Below are 20,775 nucleotides of genomic sequence, written 5' to 3' on the forward strand. Positions count from 1 at the left end.
TTTTATATTCCTAACACATCATGCATATTATATATTCCTATTTCTTTATTATGGAGCCAAATAGCAGCATTAATTGCACCTTTTGCAAAAGAAATTCTATTTGATGCTTTATGAGTTAATTCTATTTGTTCGCCAATAAAAGAAAATAAAATATTATGTTCTCCATATAAATCAGCTGCTCTAATAGAATGACATGTTATTTTTTTAAAAATATTAATTTTTTCACAAATATTAGTAATAGTATCTTTTAAAGATAATGCTGTCCCTGATGGGAGATCTTTTTTTTTTTTATGATGTTTTTCGATTATATCTATATCTAAATTATTTATTTCTTTATTTTTACATAAAATTTTAGTAAAATTTTCTATTATTTTTAATAAATAATTTATACCTTGACTAAAATTAGAAGATAAAACAATAGCTATATTTTTTGATATTTTGTTTATTATTAATTTTTGTTTTTCAGTAAAACCTGTAGTTCCAATAACAATTTTTTTTTTATATTTTTTACAAAAATTAATATTTTCTAATGTTGTTAATGGATTTGTAAAATCTATTAAAATTTCAAATTTATCTTTAATATCAATTAAATTAGGTTTAATTTTTAAAAAATTTGATTTATATAGGATTTTATTTTTATTTTTTATAGACAATTTATGTTCTGTAACTCCATTTAATAAAATATTATTTACTTTATTTGTATTTAATATTTTTAAAATATTTTGTCCCATACGTCCATTAATACCTGCTATTGCTAAACGAATTTTATTATTTTGCATAAAACTAACCTATTTATTATTTAATGTTTAAAAATATCTTTTATAATTAAAATAATTCCAATAAAAATTAAAATATCTGCAATATTAAAAGTTGGAAAATGATAATTAGATATATGAATATCTATAAAATCTATCACAAAACCATATTTAATTCTATTAATAAAATTACCTAATATTCCACCTAATATAAAAATATTAGATAATGTCTTATTTTTATTTTTTATAAAAAAAAATATTATTAATATAATATTTATTATGTTAAAAAAAAAATAGTATTTTTATTTTTTTCAAAAAAACCAAAAATTATTCCATAATTTTTTACATAAATAAAATTCAAACAAGAACAAATATAATAATATTTATATAATTTTATTTTTTGTATAATTAAATTTTTACAAAAAAAATCTATTAATATAAATAATAAGATATAAATATTTTTTCTCTTCATTTTTTTCCTAATTTTATTAAAAATTATTAAATAAATAAACGTTTTTCACCATTACCTATAGTATTTAGTTCACAACGATTACAAATATTATTATTTATATCTTTCGAATAATACCAACAACGTTTACATTTTAAATATTTTGATTTTTTAATTTTAAAACTTTGTATTAATTTATTTATAGATGTTTTTTCTTCATAATAAAAGGAAATATTAGATACTAATAATAAAAAACGTAATTCTGAACCTAAAATTATTAATTTTTTATAAATATTTTTATTTACATAAACAATAATATTTGCTTCTAAAGAACTACCTATAATTTTTTTATTTCTTGCATATTCAATTATTTTATTTATTTCATTTTTAAAAATAAAAATATCGTTCCAATATTCATAATTCATGATATCATTTGATGATAAATAAAATAATTTAGAATACCATTTTTCTGTAAAAATATATTTAGATCTTTTTCCTGGAATATAATTCCAAATTTCATGAGCTGTAAAAGATAATATTGGTGCTATCCATCTTACTAAAGCTTCAAGAATCATATATAAAGATGTTTGACAACTTAATCTTTCTATACTACATTTTTTAAATGTATACTGTCTATCTTTAATAATATCAAAATAAATAGATCCTAAATCTACAGAACAAAATTGCATTATTTCTTGTATTACATTTTTTATATTATAAATATTATAATATTTTATTATATTATCTTGTATAATTTTTGTTTTATGAATAATCCATTTATCCAAAACTAGCATATTTTTTTTTTGGACTATATTTTTTTCTGGTATAAATTGATCTAAATTAGATAATATAAATCTTACTGTATTACGAATACGTCTATAGGTTTCTGTAGTTCTTTTTAATATATCTAAAGATATATTTATTTCATTAGTATAATCTGTAGAAGCAACCCATAATCTTAAAATATCACTACCTAATGTATTTATTATATTTTGAGGTTTAATAATATTTCCTAGAGATTTAGACATTTTTCTTCCATTATTATCAACAGTAAATCCATGACCTATTACTGTTTTATATGGAATATTATTATTTATAGCTGTTGAAATAATTAATGAAGAAATAAACCATCCTCGATATTGATCATTTCCTTCTACATATATATCAATTTTATTATTTTTAAATTCTTTGATTTGGTTAATAACAGAATCATAAGTTGATCCAGAATCAAACCATACATCTAATACATCAATTATTTTTTCATATAAAATAGCATCTTGACCTAAAAATTTTTCAATATCTAAATCCCACCATGCCTGAATACCTTTTTTTTCAATCATGCAAGCTATTTTTTCAATAAATTCTAAAGAATTAGTATGTATTTTTTGTGTTTTCTTATTAATAAATAAAGGAATAGGAATACCCCATGTTCTTTGTCTAGAGATACACCAATCAGGTCTTTTATCTAACATTAAATTCATTCTCTCATATCCCCAATTAGGAATCCATTGTACTTTTTTTATTAATTTTTTCGCTAATTTTCTAAGATTTTTTTTATCTATGCTAATAAACCATTGTGGAGTAGATATATATATAATTGGAATTTTATGACGCCAACAATATGGGTAGTTATGAATATAATTATCTGACAAAAATAATGCTTTTTTTTTTATTAGAATTTTAATAATTATTTTTTCAGAAGAAAAAATATTAATTTTATCTAATTGAGGATGTATTCCATTTTTAAAAAATCCTTTTTTATCTATAATATTTTTTAAACATGTTATTTTATGTTTATTACATATATTATAATCATCTAATCCATGATTAGGTGCCATATGTACAATTCCTGTACCTGATTTTTCAGAAACATAATTATCTATAATGATAGATGAAATATTATTATTAATTGGATTTTTTATTAAAATATTTTTAAAAAATTTTCCTTTTATTTCTAATAAAATTTCCCATTTTATAATTTTTTTTTTATCCATAATAATATTAACTAAATTCTTAGCTAAAATAATAATATCTTTATTAATTTTAATTAATTGATAATATATTTCTGGATTTAAAACAATAGCTCTATTTGCAGGTATAGTCCATGGAGTAGTAGTCCATATTAAAAAAGCAATATTATAATTCTTAATTTTCATATTGATTTTTTTTTGAAAAAAATCAGTATTAATTATATTAAACATTACATAACAAGTTAATGTTTTTTTTTTAACATAGTCAATTTCAGCACCTGCTAAGGAAGAAAGACATTTTACACACCAATGTACAGGTTTTTTACCTTTATATAAATAATTATTTTTAATAATTTTTCCTAAAGTACGAACAATATTTGCTTCTGTTTTAAAATTCATTGTTAAATAAGGATTAAGCCAATCTGCTAATATTCCTAATCTTATAAAATCTTTTTTTTGTTTTTTAATTTGTTTAAAAGCATATTTTCTGCATTCAATTCTAAATTGTTTTTTAGAAATTTTTTTCTTTTTTTTTTTTAAAATTTTTTCTACTTTTTGTTCTATAGGTAATCCATGACAATCCCATCCAGGAATAAATGAAGTAGAATATCCATTCATATTTTTAAATTTTATAATAATATCTTTTAATATTTTATTAAAAGCATGACCAATATGAATATTACCATTAGCGTATGGGGGTCCATCATGTAAGATAAATTTTTTTTTATTTTTTTTATTTTTTAATATTTTCTTATATAAATTATCTTTTTCCCATTGTTTTAATATAATTAGTTCTTTTTGTGTTAAACATGCTTTCATTGGAAATTTTGTTTTTGGTAAATTTAGGTTAAATTTATTTTTCATACTAATTATCTTGAATATATTTTTATTTTTATAAAATTAATAATTATAAATTTTATTTTATTTATACATAGATATTATATATAATAATATTTTATGTAAATATTTAATTTTTATAGAAAAAATAAAAATTTTAATATAATTAAAAGGAATTTTTATATGGCAAATATAAAATCATCTAAAAAAAGAGCTTTAAAATCAGAGAAAAAGAGAAAACATAATATTAATTATCGTTCTATGTTACGTACATTCATTAAAAAAGTTAATAATGCTATTAATGAGAAAAATATTGAATTATCAAAAAAAAATTTTAAAAAGATGCAATCTGTTATTGATAAACAAGTGCAAAAAAAATTAATTCATAAAAATAAGGCATCTCGTTATAAATCTAGAATATATAACAAAATAATAAATATTAATTAAATATTAAAATAATGCATATTAATATAATGAATACATCTATTTCTTTAACAAAAAGAGCATCAAAAAAAATAAAAGAACTATATAGTAAAAATATAAATTTTAGAATATTTATTTTAGGTGGAGGATGTAGTGGTTTTAAATATGATTTTATTTTAGATAAAAAGATAAAAAAAAATGATATTTTAATAAATTTATCAGGTATTAATATTGTAATAGATAAAATAAGTATGCAATATTTATCAGGAAGTATTATTGATTATATTGAAAGTATTGAAGAATCTAAATTTATTATTAAAAATCCATATATGAAAAATAAATGTAATTGTGGATCTTCTTTTGATATTTAATATTAAAAACTTATTTATATAAGGAAAAAATTATGTCTAATACAAAACTAGTATTATTACGTCATGGTCAAAGTGAATGGAATAAAAAAAATTTATTTACTGGATGGCATGATGTGGAATTATCTCCAGAAGGAAGAATTGAAGCAATACAAGCAGGAAAAATATTAAAAAAAAATAATTTTAAATTTGATTACGCATATACTTCTTTCTTAAAAAGAGCAATAAATACTTTATGGTTAACCTTACAAGAATTAGATCAACTTTGGATTCCTGTTAAAAAAACATGGAGATTAAATGAAAGACATTATGGAAAATTGCAGGGAATGAATAAAGATGATATTACAAATAAATATGGTACAAAAAAAGTACAACAATGGCGTCGTAGTTTTACAACTGAACCTCCATCATTATCGATTGATGATCCTAATTGGTCTAGATTCGATTCAAAATATTCTAAATTAGAAGATTATCAGTTACCTTTATCAGAAAGTTTATCTAAAACCTTAAAAAGGGTAATATATGTATGGAAAAATAGTATATTTCCTAAAATTATGAATGGAGAACGAGTTCTTATCGTTGCTCATGGTAACTCATTAAGAGCATTAATTAAACATATTGAAAACATTAACGATACTGATATCGTCAGTTTAAATCTTGCTACTGGAATACCTATAGTTTATGAATTTGATAATAATTTAAATTATAAAAAAAAATATTATTTATATAATTAGTAAAATAATAAAATATTTCCTCATTTTTTTTTAGATTCAGATTGAATAACTGTAACTGCAATTGTATAAATTATATCTTCAATTGAAGAACCTCTTGAAAGATCATTAATTGGTTTTTTTATACCCTGTAATATAGGACCTATAGAAATTATTTTAGATGTTCTTTGAACTGCTTTATATGTAGTATTACCTGTATTAAGGTCAGGAAAAATAATAATATTAGCTTTCCCAGCAACTAAAGATTTTGGTGCTTTATATTTACCAATACTTTTTATAACAGCTGCATCATATTGTAAAGGACCATCTATTATTAGATTTGGTAATTTATTTTGTACTAATTTAGTTGCTTTATATACTTTTTCAACTTCAGTTCCTTGACTAGAATTACCAGTTGAATAAGAAATCATTGCTATTTTAGGTTTTATATTTAATAATTTACTAGTTTTTGCTGATTGTATAGCTATCTCAGCTAATTGTTTATAATTAGGATTAGGATTAATTGCACAATCACTAAATATTAGTACATTTTCAGGTAATAACATAATAAAGATTGATGAAATTATAGAATATTCTGGTAAAGTTTTAATAATTTGTAATGCAGGTCTTATGGTATCAGCTGTTGTTGCTCTAGCTCCAGAAACAATACCATCAACTTCATTATTTTTTAACATCATAGTAGCTAAAAACATATTATTTTGTAATAATTTTATAGCATTATTTTTATTTAAAAATTTATTTTTTCTTATATACATTAGTTTTTCTATATAATTATTCCTAATAGATTTAGGTTCAATAATATTGATATTTTCATTTAAACTTATATTATTTATTTTTGCTAAATTTATAATTTCTTTTTTATTTCCTAATAATATACATTTAGCTATATTTTTTTGAGAACATATTGCAGCTGCTTTAAGAGTTCTTAATTCATCTCCTTCTGGTAATAATATTGTTTTTTTTAATTTACGTGCTTTATTTATTAAATTATATTTAAATATAAATGGTGAATTATTAAATTTATAATTTATATATTTTTTATCATTATATATTTTAGAAGGAATATATATATTAATATAATTAATAATATTCATTATTAATTTAATATCATTAATTGGAAATTTATTTTTATCAAAATTTTGTATTTTAAGATAAATTTTATAAAAACTATTTTTTGTATATAAAAAATATATACTATTATTAGTAATTTTAGAAATTTTTTTTACTATTAAATCAAATTTTTTTTTTATAAAATCTGTAAATAATATAGCTTTACAAAAAATTTTTTTAGAAAACATATCATATATTTTTTTAATAATTATTCTATCTTTTATAGATATAATAACTAAAGATTTAATAAATAATTTTTTATCTATAAGTATTTGATTATTAAAAAAAATAATATACTTAATATTACTATATTTTAGATTTTTAGGTAAAACACAATTTAAATATGTACATATAATTTTTAAATCTATTCCAAATACAAAATTTTTTAACCATGGAATATGTATAATTTTTTCTTTATTTAATAATAATAAATTATTATTTATAATATTTTTTTCTTTTTTTAAAAAAAAATTTTTAAACATGTTTATTTTATAAAAATAAGGATTATCATTTTGATTATTAGATAATTCTTTAATAAAAGAAAACATATATTTTGATTTTAAATCAAAAATTTTTTTTTTAAAAAACATATCAATTATAGATTTTGTTTTTTTTAAAGTTTCATTTTTTGTAAACATAGACTTAACAAAAATAATTTTTGCATTAAATATATTTGCTATATCACAATTTAATTTAAATAATATTTGTTCAATATAAAAAGGTATTATTCCTTCTATTAAAATAATATCTGTGTTTTGTATATTTTGGAAATATTTTTCAATTATTTTTTCAATAATGTTATTATATGAAGTATTATTAGTTAATAAACTAATATCATTAACTTTTAATGAATCAATAGATTTGATATTAAAATTATATTTCTTTAAAATATTATTGGTATAATTAAAATTATAATTTTCTATTTCAGAAATAGGTTTAAAAAATTTACATTTTAATTTTTTATTATTTAAATAATTTAATAATCCTATATTTATACTAGTAAAAAAATGAATATCAATATTTATTGGTATTGACATAATTATTTTGGGCATTATTTTTTACCTTTTAGATTAATTAATTTTTTTATATTATTTATTAGTAATAATATTAAATGTATCTTGTGCTATCATTAATTCTTCATTTGTAGGAATAACTAATATTGGAATACTATTAATAGTATTAATAAATCCAGTTTTACCAAATTTTATTTCATTATTTAATTTTTTATCAACAAAAATATTTAAAATTTTTAATTTTTCTATTGTTTTTTCTCTAATTAGTACACTATTTTCTCCAATACCTCCTGTAAAAATAATTGCATCTATTTTTTTTTCCATTAAAATACTATAAGAAGCTATATATTTTGATAAACGATGTATAAATACATCAGTAGCTTTTTTAATTTTTAAATCTTTAAAGTAATTATTTTCAATATATCTAAAATCACTAGTTATATTAGTTAAACCTAACATACCTGATTTTTCAGTTAAAATTTTATAAATTTCATTTATTTTTAGATTTAAAATATTAAACATATAAAAAATAATTGCAGGATCAATATCTCCACATCTTGTCCCCATAACTAAGCCTTCTAAAGGAGTTAATCCCATTGAAGTATCAACACTTTTACCATTTTTTATTGCTGTAATAGATGAACCATTACCTAAATGACATGAAATACAATTTAAAGTGTTTAATGAAACATTTAATATTTTTGAAGCAATTTTAATAACATATCTGTAACTAGTACCATGAGCCCCATAACGACGTATTTTATATTTTTTATAAAATTTTATTGGTAAAGCATATAAATATGCTTTTTCAGGAATTGTTTGATGAAAAGCTGTATCAAATACAGCAACTTGTTTGCCCTCTAAATGAGGTAATATCTTAATTATTTCTTGAATACCTATTAATTGAATAGGATTATGTAAAGGAGCGAAAATAGATGCATTTTTTATTGCTTTTAAAACTTTTTTTGTAATAACTACAGAGTTTATAAATTTTTCTCCTCCATGAACTATACGATGACCTACTGCTATAATATTATTATATAATAAGTTTTCTTTTAAAAGAACATTTATTATAAAATTTAATATTATTTTATGATCAATTTTTGAATAAAAAATTTTTTTTTTTTTTATATTATTAAAATTCCATGTAATACAAGAATATTTTTTATTAAAATTTTCTGCTAAACCAAATAATAAAATTTTTTTTTCTAAAATATTTATAATTGAAAATTTTAAAGATGAACTACCACAATTAATAACAAGTATTAATTTATTTAACATATATTTCCTTAAATAAAATTTTTAATAAACTTCATTATATATAAAAAAATAAAAAAATAATATATAAGATATATGATAAAATTTTTCTAAATTAATAAATATAATATATACATAACTAATAATTTATTATATAATATGAAATGATTAATGGCGCATTGGCAGAATGGTTATGCAGAGGATTGCAAATCCTTTTATTTCGGTTCAATTCCGGGATGCGCCTTTTTTTTTAAAATAAAGATAAAATAGTTTATGATTTTACTGCCCAGATGGTGGAACTGGTAGACACAAGGGACTTAAAATCCCTCGGCATTTATATTGCTATGCGGGTTCAATTCCCGCTCTGGGTATTGAATAAAATAGATATTTTCATAAAAAATATTTATATTTTTGTAAAATATTTTTAAAATAAATAAAGAAAAATGATTTTTTTTTAATTAAAAAATAATTATATAAATTTTTATCAATATGCTTCAATGAAAATAATAAAAGAAAAATTATTAAACATCCTTTAAAAAAACCAATAAATAATCCTAATATCTTATTTATATAAGAAGAATGCATAATTTTTTTATTTAAAAATTTTTTAACTATTTTTTTTGATGTTATTATTAATGTAAAATAAATAAATAATAAAAAAAATTTTTAAAAATAAAAATGCATTATTTTATAATTTTTTATAAAAAAAAATAATTATAATATTTTCTAGATAAATAAAAAGATATAAACCAAATAAATATTGTTAAAAATTCTTTTATAAAACCTCTAAAAAAACTAAATATTGTGGAAAATAATAATATTATTATAAATAAATAATCAATTATTAACATATTTTTTATATATTTCTTTATTTGTGTTAAATTATTTAATTTTTTAAATAATTTAAAATAGTTAAAGATAAAATAAATTATATAATTTATTTAAAATACAATCTTTTCTTAATAAAATTTTATTAAATTATTTTTTTTTAAAAAAAAATAAATTATGTTTTATACTTGGAATTCCAAAATGTTTTGGATATTCAACTTCTACTAGAAACAAACCATTTGGTTTTACTGTAGCTGCAGCTTTAGTTCTATCCTTAATTTTAATTAATTTTAATAACCAATCTTCGTTTTTTCTTCCAATACCTATCTCTAATAAACTACCTACAATATTTCTAACCATATGATATAAAAAAGCATTTGCTTTTATATCTATTAAAATATAATTTCCATATTTTTTAATATTACAATTTAAAATATTTCTAGAAGAAGATTTATTTAATTTTTTACCTGATTCAAAAGAAGAAAAATTATGTTCTCCTAATAAATATTTTATTGCATTTTTTATTTTTTTAATATTTATTTTAGAATTGGATAAAGTACTAATATTATTAAATATAGCTGATCTATATTTATTATTATAGATAATATAAAAATATCTACGAGATAAAGCGCTAAATCTAGCATGAAATTCTTTTTTTACTGATACTATCCAATTTATCACTATGTCTTTTGGTAAAAGACTGTTGATCCCTGAAATCCATGATTCTTTTTTTCTGTAACTATATGTTTCGAAGTGAATAACTTGACCTAAACTATGAACTCCTATATCAGTTCTCCCTGCACAAAAAATAATTACATTATGATTAGCTATTTTAGAAATAGCATTTTCTAAATGTTCTTGTACAGTTTTTTTTTTATAATATTTTTTTTGTTTTTGCCATCCATGATAATTAGTTCCATTATATTCTACACCTAAGGCAAATTTATATTTTTTTTTAAATTTTAAATTTATCATTTTAAATTAATAGACTCTAATATTTTTTAAAAATTGTATTTTATTAAAAAGTAGTTACATTTTATTAAAAATTCTATAAAATAATATTTTAATAAAAAAATTTTAATAATTTGAATAAAATTCAAAAAATAATTATGTGTGAGTATAAATATAATGAAAATATATAAAAAAAATAATAAATTTATTAATAAAATATTAAAATTAATTACTACTATATTTATAGTATACTCAACTATTATATATGCAAATGACAATATATTTAATATTATATCTCAACCAAATATTAATGTTAAATCATATATTTTAATAGATTATAATACAGGAATTATTTTAACCCAAAAAAATGCAAGTGATACTAAAAAACCTGCTAGCTTAGCAAAAATTATGACTAGTTATGTAATAGGAAAAGCATTATCTAAAAATATAGTACATAGAAACGATATCGTTACGGTAAGTAAAAATGCTTGGGCTACTGGTAATGATGAATTTAGTGGTTCATCGTTAATGTTTTTAAAAGCAGGAGATCGTATTTCTTTAAAGAATTTAATTAAAGGAATTATATTACAATCCGGAAATGATGCATGTGTTGCTATAGCAGAATACATATCTGGTAATCAACAAAATTTTGTTAGATTAATGAATTTTTATGCACAAAAAATAGGATTAAAAAATACCTTTTTTAAAAATGTACATGGATTAGATGAAAATGGTCAATATACATCTGCAAAAGATATGGCTATTATGGGTAAATCTTTAATTCATGATTTTCCCTATGAATATAATATATATAAAGAAAAAAAATTTACTTTTAATAATATTTCTCAAAAAAATCGTAATTTGTTATTATGGGATCAAACATTAAATGTTGATGGTATTAAAACAGGACATACTGAAAATGCTGGCTATAATATAATAGCGTCAGCAAAAAAAAATAATATGAGATTAATTGTTGTTATTTTAGGAGATAAAACGGAACAATATCGAAAAAAAAATAGTAAAAAATTATTAAATTGGGGTTTTGAAACATTTCGTACAATTAATCCAATAAAAAAATATCAAAAAATAGCTTCTATTCCAATTTTATATGGTAAACATAGTTATGTAAGAATTGGAATTAAAAATGATGTTTTCTTAACAATACTTAAAAATCAGGAAAAAAAAATAAAAATTTTATACCATATAAAAAATAATAAAATATTTGCTCCAATTTATAGAAATCAAATATTAGGTCATTTAACATTTATAATTAATAATCATATAGTTGGTTATTATCCATTAATTTCATTAGAAAATATACCAAAAGGTAATATTTTTACTTGTTTATTAGATTATATAAGATTATTATTAAGTAAATGGATTCATCAATAAAAATATAATAATATTATTGTGTATAAAATACATGTATAAAAAAAAATTTATTATAAGAGATTTAGGTATAGAATCATGGAATATAACTTATAAAAAAATGTACAATTTTAATTGTACACGATCTAATAATACATTAGATGAAATCTGGTTAGTTGAACATAATCCTGTTTTTACTCAAGGAAAATTATCTAAAATAGAAGATATATTTTTTTATGATCATAAAATACCAATATTTAATACTGATAGAGGAGGAAAAATTACTTATCATGCTCCAGGACAACAAATTTTATATATTTTAATTAATTTAAAAAAAAGAAAAATTAAAATTAGATCATTAATTTCTATATTAGAAAAAACAATTATTAATGTATTATTATATTTTGGAATACAACCTAATTATTCTTTTAGTAAAATGCCTGGTGTTTATGTTGATAATAAAAAAATTGCATCTATAGGTATAAAAATTTCAAAAGGATTTACTTCACATGGAATATCATTTAACGTTAATATGAATTTATTACCTTTTAGTTATATTAATCCTTGTGGGTTATATAAATTGAGAATAACTCAAGTAAAAAATTTTATTCCATATATAAAAATAATTATAATTAAAAAACTATTAATAAAAGAATTTTTATTTTTAATGGATAATATTTAAAATAAATTAAATTTTTTTTTAAAAATTTTTATTTTATAATAATATTATATATTTTTTTTTAAAATAAATAATTTATATAATATGAAAAAAAAAAATTTAAAAAAACCTGATTGGATCAAAATTAGATTTTCAGTAAAAAATATTAATAAAATAAAAAAAATTAAATCTATTTTAAAAAATAATGGATTATATACAGTTTGTGAAGAAGCATCTTGCCCTAATTTAGTAGAATGTTTTAGTAAAGGACAATTAACTTTTATGATTTTAGGTAATATATGTACAAGAAATTGTCCATATTGTGATGTAACACACGGAAGACCAAAAATAAAATATGATGAAAATGAAGCTTCTAATTTAGCTGAAATTATTTTTGAAATGGGATTAAAATATGTTGTTATTACTTCTGTAAATCGTGATGATTTGCATGATGGAGGAGCATATCAATTTATTAATTGTATAAAAAAAATACGAGAAAAAAATACTAATATAAAAATAGAAATATTAGTTCCCGATTTTAAAAACTGTATAGAAAAAGCTTTAAATATATTAAGTTACAACTTACCTGATGTTTTTAATCATAATATAGAAACAGTAGAACGTTTATACTATAAAATACGTCCTTCTGGGAAATATCAAAAATCTTTAATATTATTAAAAAAATTTAAAAACTTATTTCCTCATATTTTAACTAAATCTGGATTAATGGTTGGTTTAGGAGAAACAAAAAAAGAATTATTTAATACAATAAAAGATCTAAAATATAATAAAGTTGATATCATTACTATAGGACAATATTTACAACCTAGTAAAAAACATATACCTGTATATAGGTATCTTAATCTAAATGAATTTTCTCAAATTAAAAAAGAAGCAGAAAAAATTGGTTTTAAAAAAGTAATATGTGGTCCTTTTATACGTTCTTCATATAATGCAGAAAAATTTTTCTTTTAAAATTTTATTTATAAAAAAATGCCCCTGATAAAATTTAAAAATTTTATTTTTAATTATTTATAATTAAAAATTTTCTATTTACTAACTAATTAATAAATAATTATTTTAAATAATTTTTAATAAAAAATAAATTTTTCAGAGGCAATTATATTAAACCTTTTCTTACTGACTAAGGAAATTTAAAGAGCAACAACATTAGCAGCAGAAGGTCCTTTGGCTCCGTTAGTAATCTCAAATTCTACTCTTTGGCCTTCGGTTAATGTTTTAAAACCACTACTTTGAATTGCAGAAAAATGTACAAAAACATCTTTACTACCATCTTCAGGAGTAATGAAACCAAAACCTTTAGATTCATTAAACCACTTAACGTTACCTTTAATCTTGGACATCAATTATTACCTTTACATAAAAATAGACACCAAATTTGTGTCATTTGAAAGTACATCAATTAATAATACATTTGTCTAGTGAAACAAATCAAAAAAGTGAGAAATATCGAATTTTTTAAATATTTTTTTAAAAAATATTTATTTTTTTTTAGTTATATTAAATTTATTGATATAATGTATTTTTTTAGGATAAAATTTTATGTATTTATTATCAGGAAAAAGAATATTAATTACTGGTATTTTAAATAAATATTCTATTGCATATGGAATAGCATGTACTATGTATAAACATAAAGCAAATTTAATATTTTCCTATCAAAATAAAAAAAATAAAGAAAAAATAAAACAATTAGTAAAAAAAATGACGCAAAATCCAATTATAAAATGTGATGTCTCAAAAGATAGAGATATTAAACATTTATTTTTTAAAATATCAAAAATATGGAATAAATTTGATGGTTTTGTACATTCTATTGCATTTACCCCTAATAATAGTTTAAAAGAAGATTTTATTAAAAATACATCTCGTTTAACATTTCAAACTGCACATGATATTAGTTCTTATAGTTTGTTGGGTATGGTAAGGGAATGTATAAATTTTTTAAATCAAAAATCTTCAATTATTGTATTAACTTATTTAGGATCAAGAATTGTTTTTCCTAATTATCATATTATGGGATTAGCAAAAGCCTCATTAGAAGCTAATATTCGTTATATAGCATATAATATTGGTAATAAAAATATTAGAATTAATGGTATTTCTCCTGCGCCAATAAAAACTATTGCATCTTCACAAATAAAAAATATTAATAATTTTATAAAATTATATAAAAAAAATAGTCCTTTATCAGAAAAAATTACTATAAAACATATAGGAAACGTTGCTACTTTTTTAGCTTCAAATTTATCTTTAGGTATAACAGGAGAAATAATAAACTTAGATTCTGGATTTAATATAAAAGAAATATTTGAAAAATAAATTAATAAATGATAATTTTTAAATTAAAATAAATATTTTTTTTTATTTTATATAATTTTATAAAATAAATAAATTTTTATACTTAAGGTAATAAATATGATAATTGGGATACCGAAAGAAAAATATTTAAAAGAAAAAAGAGTAGCAATGACTCCTTTAAATATTAAAAAATTAATAAAATTAGGATTTAAAGTAAATGTTGAAAAAGGAGCCGGAATTCTTTCTTATTTCCAAGATCAAGATTTTGTAAATTCAGGAGCAAAAATAGTAGAAAATAAAAAAATTTGGGAATCAAATATAATAATAAAAATCCATCCTCTTGATCTGGAAGAAACTAAACTTATAAAAAAAAATAGTATATTAATTAGTTTTATTTGGCCAAATAAAAATAGTATATTACTAAATATACTAGTAGAAAAAAATATAACTACTCTTGCAATGGATACAGTTCCAAGAATATCTAGAGCACAATCTTTGGATGCTTTAAGTTCAATGAATAATTTAGCTGGTTATAGAAGTATTATAGAATCTATAAATTTATTACAAAGAACACCTAATGGACAAATAACAGCTGCAGGTAAAATTTTACCAGCTAAAATAATGGTTATTGGAGCAGGAGTAGCTGGATTATCAGCTATAGGAACTGCTAAAAGTTTGGGAGCAAAAGTAATTGCTTTTGATAAAAGGAAAGAAGTAAAAGAACAAATTCATAGTATGGGTGCTGAATTTTTAGAATTAAAAGAACCACAAGAAGATAATGATTATGAATATAAAACTCTTTCGTCAAAAAAAAAATTACAATTAGAAAAAGATTATTTTAGTAATATTGTAAAAACAACAGATATTATTATTACAACAGCAGTAATTTTAAATAAAAAAGCACCTATCTTAATTACTAAAGATATGGTTAAATTAATGAAACCAGGTAGTATTATTTTTGATCTTGCAATTGAAAATGGTGGTAATTGCGAATTAACAAAAATAAATAAAATAATTACTACAAATAATAATATAAAAATATTAGGGTTCACTAATTTACCTAGTAAATTAGCACCACAAGCTTCACAATTATATAGTACTAATATTATTAATTTAATGAATTTATTATCTAAAAACAATTTAGGTAAAATTTTTATTAATTTAGAAGATGAAATCATAAGAAATATGACCATTATTTATAATAATAAAATTATTTGGCCTGCACCAAAAATTATATTAAAAGAAACAAAAAAAGAAATAGATGAAAAAAATAATTTTAAACAAAAAAAAAATATTTCAGATATAAAACAAAAAACATGTTTTTTTAAAAGTAATTATTTTTTATATACAATAGGATTGTTTTGTATCTATTACATAATAGACTCTATTCCTAGAGAAATAATTCCTCATTTTATGATCTTTTTATTATCCTGTATAATAGGATATTATGTTGTATGGAATGTAGATCATAAATTACATACTCCATTAATGTCTGTCACAAATGCAATTTCTGGTATTATTATTATTGGTTCTATATTACAAATAAATAGTAATTATTTTACTATAATTATATTAGCATTTTTAGGAACTCTATTATCTAGCATTAATATTTTTGGAGGATTAACCATTACTCAACGTATGTTACAAATGTTTTATAAAAATTAAGGAGAATTTATAAATGTTTTTTGATAGGTCATTAATATTTATATATACTATATCAGCAATATTATTTATATTAAGTATTGCAAATCTTTCAAAAAAAGAAACCTCTCAAAGAGGTAATTTTTTTGCTATTAGTGGAATGCTTATTGCTATCATAATAACTATATTAAAATCTCCAATTAATAATATAGGTTATGTATTTGGAGCAATTTTTTTTGGAGCAATTATAGGAATTAGTATTTCTAAAAAAATTGATATGACTAAAATGCCTCAATTAATTGCAATATTACATAGTTTTGTTGGTTTAACTGCTATTCTTGTTGGATTTAATAATTATTTATCTTTAATTTATAGTAAAACAATTTTTCAAGAAATTACTAATATTCAATTAATAGAAATATTTATTAGTATTTTTATTGGTTCTATAACTTTAATTGGATCTATTATTGCTTTTAATAAATTATCTGGATTTATTAAATCAGAAACATTAAATTTTAAATATAAAAATAAAATACATATTTTAACTTTATTTACATCATTTGTGTTTATGATAATTTTTTTAAAAACAAATAATGTAAAACTACAAATTATAGTTTTAGGATTAATATTATTAATTTCACTACTATTCGGTTTTCATTTAATAATGAGTATTGGTGGAGCAGATATGCCCGTAGTAATTTCAATGTTAAATTCTTATTCAGGATGGGCAGCTGCATCTTCTGGATTTATGTTAACTAATGATCTATTAATTATAACTGGAGCATTAGTAGGTTCTTCTGGTGCTATACTTTCATATTTAATGTGTAAAAGTATGAATAGATCATTTATTAATGTAATTATTGGAGGAAATAATAACTTTTCTAAAAAAACATCTATTTTAAAACAAAAAAATATTAAACATTATAAGCAAATATCTATTGAAAATACAGTAGAAATATTAAAAAATTCTAATAGTATTATTATTGTTCCAGGATATGGTCTAGCTGTTTCTCAAGCACAATATCCCCTTTCTGAAATAGTAAAAAAACTACTTTCACTTAATATTACTGTAAGATTTGCTATACATCCTGTAGCAGGACGACTCCCAGGACATATGAATGTTTTATTAGCAGAAGCTAATATACCATATGATATTGTTTTAGAAATGGATGAAATTAATCAAGATTTTATTAATACAGATACTGTATTAGTTATAGGTGCTAATGATACTGTTAATCCATCAGCACAAGATGATATTAATAGTCCAATATCAGGAATGCCTGTTTTAGAAGTATGGAAAGCAAACAATATTATTATTCTTAAAAGAAGTATGAATCAAGGATATTCTGGAATTAATAATCCTCTATTTTATAGAGATAATAGTTACATGTTATTTGGTGATGCTAAGGAGTTAATAAATAAAATTTTAAAAGTAATTTAGAAAAAAAGTTTACTCATTGTATAATATAAATAAAAAATACTAGAGTAAACTTTTTTTTATATTAAATTTTTAAATAAATATTTTTAAAGTTTTATTTTTAATAAAATTAAAAATTTAAGGTCTTTTTACGGGAGAAGTAGCATATCTTTTAGCTGCATGTCCACCTGCACCTTTTTTATTATTTAAATTAAATGAAGAATTAATCAACTTATTATTATAACAATTTGTAAAATTATTTTGTATTTTTTTTTCACTTGATGAAATGTAATTTTTATACATATTTTTTTTTGTTATAAAACTATTATTTTTTATTTTAGTATGATGTTTATTAATAAAATCAGAAACAATAATATTTGTTGTTTTTAACATTATTTTTTTTTTATTATGTAATTTAACTTTATCAAGTATAATTTTATTTATTTTGATAGAATTTTTAAATTTATTAAATTCTATTTTATTTTCTAAAGAAAAATTAGATATATTATTTTTTTTATTTTGTATAAAGACATTTTTATTATTAATAATACTTTTAATATATTTTTTTTTATGAAAATAATAATTTTTGTTTATTTTCATTTTCAAAAAATTTTTTAAATTAAAATAATTTTTTTGTTTACTAAAAATTAAATTATTATTTAAATCTATTGGTTTTGATACTTTTTTTGTAAATTCTAATTTAGAAACCGGTATAATTTTTTTTTCTTTATTTATTTTTATTTTATGGAAAATATTATTAATATTTTTATTAAAATTATTTTTTTTATTATCTAAAAAATATTTATTAAAAATATTTAAAATAATTTTATTTATAAATATAACTTTTTGTATAAAAAATTTTTTAATTTTTTTTAAAAAAAAATTTTTTCTATTTAAAAAATTAAATAATTTATTCTCTTTAATAAATGAATATTTTTTTTTTTCTATTATATTTTTATCATAAATATTTAATATTTTAACTTTGTTATTTTTATTTAAAATATTTTTATGTAAAAATTTATTTTTAAAATAATAATAATTATAAATATTTGGATTTAATTTATGAATTTTTTTTATAATAAAATAAACATTTTTTTTATCTTCACCATGTTTTATTCGTAAAATAGAATAATTAGGAGTATTTAATTTATTATTAGGAATGATAAATGTTCTTATATTTCTATTTTCAATTGCATTAACTGCATTTCTTTTTTCATTTAATAAATAAGATGCTATTTTTACAGGAACTATAGCATATACCTCCTTTGTATTTTCTTTAAAAGATTCTTCTTCTATTAATCTTAAAATAGATAAAGATAAAGATTTACTATCTCTTAAATTTCCATTACCTAAACATCTAGGACATAAATAATAATTAGATTCTTTTAAAGAAGATCGTAATCTTTGACGAGACATTTCTAACAAACCAAATTTTGAAATATTATTTATTTGAATTTTTGCTCTATCTCCACGTATATTTTTTAATAATCTTTTTTCTACAGCTTTTTTATTTTCTAAAAATGACATATCAATAAAGTCAATTACAATTAATCCTCCTACATCACGTAATCTTAATTGTCGAATAATTTCATCTGCAGCTTCTAAGTTAATATTTAATGCAGTTTCTTCAATATCTATACCTTTTGTTGCTTTAGAAGAATTAACATCAACTGATGTTAATGCTTCTGTAGTATCAATAACAATTGAACCACCTGATAATAATCTCACTTTTCTTTGAAAAGCTGTTTCAATTTGGGATTCTATTTGATAATGACTAAATAAAGGTACAGTACCTGTATATAACTTGAGTTTATGTATTAAATCTGATCTTCCTAAAATATTAATATGTTTTTTTGCTAATTTTAATATTTTAGGATTATCAATTAAAATTTCATTTATTTCTTGATATAAATAATCACGTAATGCTCTTATAATTATATTACTTTCTTGATATATTAAAAAAGGTGCAGATTTATTTTCAGCTATCTTTTTTATCATTTTCCAATGTTTTAATCTAAATTTTAAATCTAATTTTAGTGTTTCTATATTTTTACCTAAGCCAGCTGTACGAATAATTAAACTCATATTAGAAGGTAAATATAATAAAGGTAAAATTTTTTTCAAATTTTTTCTATTTTCTCCTTCTATTTTCCTAGATATTCCATTTACACCAGGATTATTTGGCATTAAAACTAAATAACTTCCAGCTAAACTAATAAATGTTGTTAATGATGCACCTTTATTACCTCGTTCTTCTTTATGTATTTGTACAATAATTTCTTTTCCAATTAATGAAGAATTTTTTAAATTTAATTTATTAAATAAAATTTTACTAGAAAAATTAAATAAATATTCTTCAGTAATTTCTTTAATAGGTAAAAAACCATGTTTGTCAGCACCATAATCTACAAAAACAGCTTCTAAACTTGGTTCAATACGTATAATTTTCCCTTTATATATATTAGATTTTTTTTGTTGATAATTAGAATTTTCTATGTCTAAATCATATAATTTATGTCCATCTACTAGAGCAACACGTAATTCTTCATGTTGAGTAGCATTTATTAACATTCTTTTCATAATAACTTACTCATGTATTTTTTTATAAATCAATTAATATTTTTGTATAAAATAAAAAAATTATATAATAGGAAAATTATATTTAATATTTTATGAAT

At 19.3% G+C, this 20,775-nt stretch carries 17 protein-coding genes, 2 tRNA genes and 1 pseudogene; 11 read left to right on the top strand and 9 right to left on the bottom strand.

The window, feature by feature from the left end; translation table 11 throughout:
* Window positions 1–2 precede the first annotated feature (2 nt).
* The 3 genes and pseudogenes from dapB to ileS all read right to left on the bottom strand — a co-directional run bounded on the left by dapB (window position 3) and on the right by ileS (window position 4,037).
* Window positions 3–779, bottom strand: a complete 777-nt coding sequence (gene dapB / locus GJU03_RS00295; protein ID WP_168918714.1) for a 4-hydroxy-tetrahydrodipicolinate reductase — start codon at window positions 777–779, stop codon at window positions 3–5.
* A gap of 20 nt (window positions 780–799) precedes the next feature.
* Window positions 800–1,227, bottom strand: a pseudogene (lspA, locus tag GJU03_RS02250) (signal peptidase II).
* A 26-nt stretch (window positions 1,228–1,253) separates the two neighbouring features.
* Window positions 1,254–4,037 carry an isoleucine--tRNA ligase gene (ileS, locus tag GJU03_RS00310; RefSeq protein ID WP_168918716.1) on the bottom strand — a complete coding sequence of 928 codons (2,784 nt, stop codon included), beginning with the start codon at window positions 4,035–4,037 and terminating at the stop codon, window positions 1,254–1,256.
* A gap of 156 nt (window positions 4,038–4,193) precedes the next feature.
* On the opposite strand from ileS, the gene rpsT reads away from it, so the two are divergent.
* The 3 genes from rpsT to gpmA are packed head-to-tail and all read left to right on the top strand — an operon-like array spanning window position 4,194 to window position 5,535.
* Window positions 4,194–4,457, top strand: coding sequence for a 30S ribosomal protein S20 (rpsT, locus tag GJU03_RS00315; protein ID WP_168918717.1), 264 nt, complete (start codon window positions 4,194–4,196; stop codon window positions 4,455–4,457).
* A 26-nt stretch (window positions 4,458–4,483) separates the two neighbouring features.
* The gene (erpA, locus tag GJU03_RS00320; protein ID WP_168918718.1) at window positions 4,484–4,804 is read left to right on the top strand and encodes an iron-sulfur cluster insertion protein ErpA; all 321 of its coding nucleotides are present in this window, start codon (window positions 4,484–4,486) and stop codon (window positions 4,802–4,804) included.
* 32 nt (window positions 4,805–4,836) lie between these two features.
* Window positions 4,837–5,535, top strand: a complete 699-nt coding sequence (gene gpmA / locus GJU03_RS00325) for a 2,3-diphosphoglycerate-dependent phosphoglycerate mutase (RefSeq protein WP_168918719.1) — start codon at window positions 4,837–4,839, stop codon at window positions 5,533–5,535.
* 20 nt (window positions 5,536–5,555) lie between these two features.
* Here gpmA and pta read toward each other — a convergent pair whose 3' ends face one another.
* Window positions 5,556–7,694 (bottom strand): phosphate acetyltransferase, encoded by a 2,139-nt coding sequence (gene pta / locus GJU03_RS00330; RefSeq protein ID WP_168918720.1) that lies wholly within the window; start codon window positions 7,692–7,694, stop codon window positions 5,556–5,558.
* A 36-nt stretch (window positions 7,695–7,730) separates the two neighbouring features.
* The gene (locus tag GJU03_RS00335) at window positions 7,731–8,936 is read right to left on the bottom strand and encodes an acetate kinase (protein WP_168918721.1); all 1,206 of its coding nucleotides are present in this window, start codon (window positions 8,934–8,936) and stop codon (window positions 7,731–7,733) included.
* Window positions 8,937–9,085: 149 nt separating this feature from the next.
* On the opposite strand from GJU03_RS00335, the gene GJU03_RS00340 reads away from it, so the two are divergent.
* Together GJU03_RS00340 and GJU03_RS00345 are read left to right on the top strand one after the other, a co-directional pair.
* Window positions 9,086–9,156 (top strand) — tRNA-Cys (locus GJU03_RS00340).
* A gap of 40 nt (window positions 9,157–9,196) precedes the next feature.
* Window positions 9,197–9,283: transfer RNA gene (locus GJU03_RS00345), tRNA-Leu, on the top strand.
* Between the two features lie 327 nt (window positions 9,284–9,610).
* Here GJU03_RS00345 and GJU03_RS02265 read toward each other — a convergent pair.
* Window positions 9,611–9,763 (bottom strand): CvpA family protein, encoded by a 153-nt coding sequence (locus GJU03_RS02265; RefSeq protein ID WP_168918722.1) that lies wholly within the window; start codon window positions 9,761–9,763, stop codon window positions 9,611–9,613.
* A 127-nt stretch (window positions 9,764–9,890) separates the two neighbouring features.
* On the bottom strand, window positions 9,891–10,715 hold the full coding sequence (gene truA / locus GJU03_RS00355; protein WP_168918723.1) for a tRNA pseudouridine(38-40) synthase TruA: 825 nt from the start codon (window positions 10,713–10,715) through the stop codon (window positions 9,891–9,893).
* 153 nt (window positions 10,716–10,868) lie between these two features.
* On the opposite strand from truA, the gene GJU03_RS00360 reads away from it, so the two are divergent.
* Genes GJU03_RS00360 through lipA form a run of 3 tightly spaced genes read left to right on the top strand, consistent with a single transcriptional unit; the run spans window position 10,869 to window position 13,692 of the window.
* Window positions 10,869–12,083 (top strand): serine hydrolase, encoded by a 1,215-nt coding sequence (locus GJU03_RS00360; protein ID WP_168918724.1) that lies wholly within the window; start codon window positions 10,869–10,871, stop codon window positions 12,081–12,083.
* A gap of 31 nt (window positions 12,084–12,114) precedes the next feature.
* Complete coding sequence (gene lipB, locus GJU03_RS00365) at window positions 12,115–12,741, top strand: lipoyl(octanoyl) transferase LipB (RefSeq protein ID WP_168918725.1); 627 nt, start codon at window positions 12,115–12,117, stop codon at window positions 12,739–12,741.
* A 48-nt stretch (window positions 12,742–12,789) separates the two neighbouring features.
* The gene (lipA, locus tag GJU03_RS00370) at window positions 12,790–13,692 is read left to right on the top strand and encodes a lipoyl synthase (protein ID WP_425482912.1); all 903 of its coding nucleotides are present in this window, start codon (window positions 12,790–12,792) and stop codon (window positions 13,690–13,692) included.
* Window positions 13,693–13,871: 179 nt separating this feature from the next.
* On the opposite strand, the gene cspE is transcribed toward lipA, so the two are convergent.
* A complete protein-coding gene (cspE, locus tag GJU03_RS00375; RefSeq protein WP_168820769.1) occupies window positions 13,872–14,081 on the bottom strand; it encodes a transcription antiterminator/RNA stability regulator CspE in 210 nt (69 codons plus the stop codon).
* Window positions 14,082–14,280: 199 nt separating this feature from the next.
* Between cspE and GJU03_RS00380 the strand changes: the two genes are divergently transcribed.
* The 3 genes from GJU03_RS00380 (at window position 14,281) to GJU03_RS00390 (ending at window position 18,121) form a co-directional block, all read left to right on the top strand.
* Window positions 14,281–15,060 (top strand): enoyl-ACP reductase FabI, encoded by a 780-nt coding sequence (locus tag GJU03_RS00380; RefSeq protein WP_168918727.1) that lies wholly within the window; start codon window positions 14,281–14,283, stop codon window positions 15,058–15,060.
* 96 nt (window positions 15,061–15,156) lie between these two features.
* The gene (locus tag GJU03_RS00385) at window positions 15,157–16,704 is read left to right on the top strand and encodes a Re/Si-specific NAD(P)(+) transhydrogenase subunit alpha (RefSeq protein ID WP_168918728.1); all 1,548 of its coding nucleotides are present in this window, start codon (window positions 15,157–15,159) and stop codon (window positions 16,702–16,704) included.
* Between the two features lie 13 nt (window positions 16,705–16,717).
* Window positions 16,718–18,121 (top strand): NAD(P)(+) transhydrogenase (Re/Si-specific) subunit beta, encoded by a 1,404-nt coding sequence (locus GJU03_RS00390; protein WP_168918729.1) that lies wholly within the window; start codon window positions 16,718–16,720, stop codon window positions 18,119–18,121.
* Between the two features lie 114 nt (window positions 18,122–18,235).
* Here the strand turns inward: GJU03_RS00390 and GJU03_RS00395 are convergent, their stop codons facing one another.
* Window positions 18,236–20,677 (bottom strand): Rne/Rng family ribonuclease, encoded by a 2,442-nt coding sequence (locus GJU03_RS00395; protein WP_168918730.1) that lies wholly within the window; start codon window positions 20,675–20,677, stop codon window positions 18,236–18,238.
* Window positions 20,678–20,775 lie beyond the last annotated feature (98 nt).

The sequence above is a fragment of the Enterobacteriaceae endosymbiont of Donacia bicoloricornis genome (genome assembly GCF_012567955.1).
Classification (GTDB): domain Bacteria; phylum Pseudomonadota; class Gammaproteobacteria; order Enterobacterales; family Enterobacteriaceae.

Excerpts from the sequence above, each read along its gene's own strand:
- dapB (WP_168918714.1), bottom strand. The coding sequence starts at position 779 with ATGCAAAATAATAAAATTCGTTTAGCAATAGCAGGTATTAATGGACGT.
- ileS (WP_168918716.1), bottom strand. The coding sequence starts at position 4,037 with ATGAAAAATAAATTTAACCTAAATTTACCAAAAACAAAATTTCCAATG.
- rpsT (WP_168918717.1), top strand. The coding sequence starts at position 4,194 with ATGGCAAATATAAAATCATCTAAAAAAAGAGCTTTAAAATCAGAGAAA.
- erpA (WP_168918718.1), top strand. The coding sequence starts at position 4,484 with ATGAATACATCTATTTCTTTAACAAAAAGAGCATCAAAAAAAATAAAA.
- gpmA (WP_168918719.1), top strand. The coding sequence starts at position 4,837 with ATGTCTAATACAAAACTAGTATTATTACGTCATGGTCAAAGTGAATGG.
- pta (WP_168918720.1), bottom strand. The coding sequence starts at position 7,694 with ATGCCCAAAATAATTATGTCAATACCAATAAATATTGATATTCATTTT.
- GJU03_RS00335 (WP_168918721.1), bottom strand. The coding sequence starts at position 8,936 with ATGTTAAATAAATTAATACTTGTTATTAATTGTGGTAGTTCATCTTTA.
- GJU03_RS02265 (WP_168918722.1), bottom strand. The coding sequence starts at position 9,763 with ATGTTAATAATTGATTATTTATTTATAATAATATTATTATTTTCCACA.
- truA (WP_168918723.1), bottom strand. The coding sequence starts at position 10,715 with ATGATAAATTTAAAATTTAAAAAAAAATATAAATTTGCCTTAGGTGTA.
- GJU03_RS00360 (WP_168918724.1), top strand. The coding sequence starts at position 10,869 with ATGAAAATATATAAAAAAAATAATAAATTTATTAATAAAATATTAAAA.
- lipB (WP_168918725.1), top strand. The coding sequence starts at position 12,115 with ATGTATAAAAAAAAATTTATTATAAGAGATTTAGGTATAGAATCATGG.
- cspE (WP_168820769.1), bottom strand. The coding sequence starts at position 14,081 with ATGTCCAAGATTAAAGGTAACGTTAAGTGGTTTAATGAATCTAAAGGT.
- GJU03_RS00380 (WP_168918727.1), top strand. The coding sequence starts at position 14,281 with ATGTATTTATTATCAGGAAAAAGAATATTAATTACTGGTATTTTAAAT.
- GJU03_RS00385 (WP_168918728.1), top strand. The coding sequence starts at position 15,157 with ATGATAATTGGGATACCGAAAGAAAAATATTTAAAAGAAAAAAGAGTA.
- GJU03_RS00390 (WP_168918729.1), top strand. The coding sequence starts at position 16,718 with ATGTTTTTTGATAGGTCATTAATATTTATATATACTATATCAGCAATA.
- GJU03_RS00395 (WP_168918730.1), bottom strand. The coding sequence starts at position 20,677 with ATGAAAAGAATGTTAATAAATGCTACTCAACATGAAGAATTACGTGTT.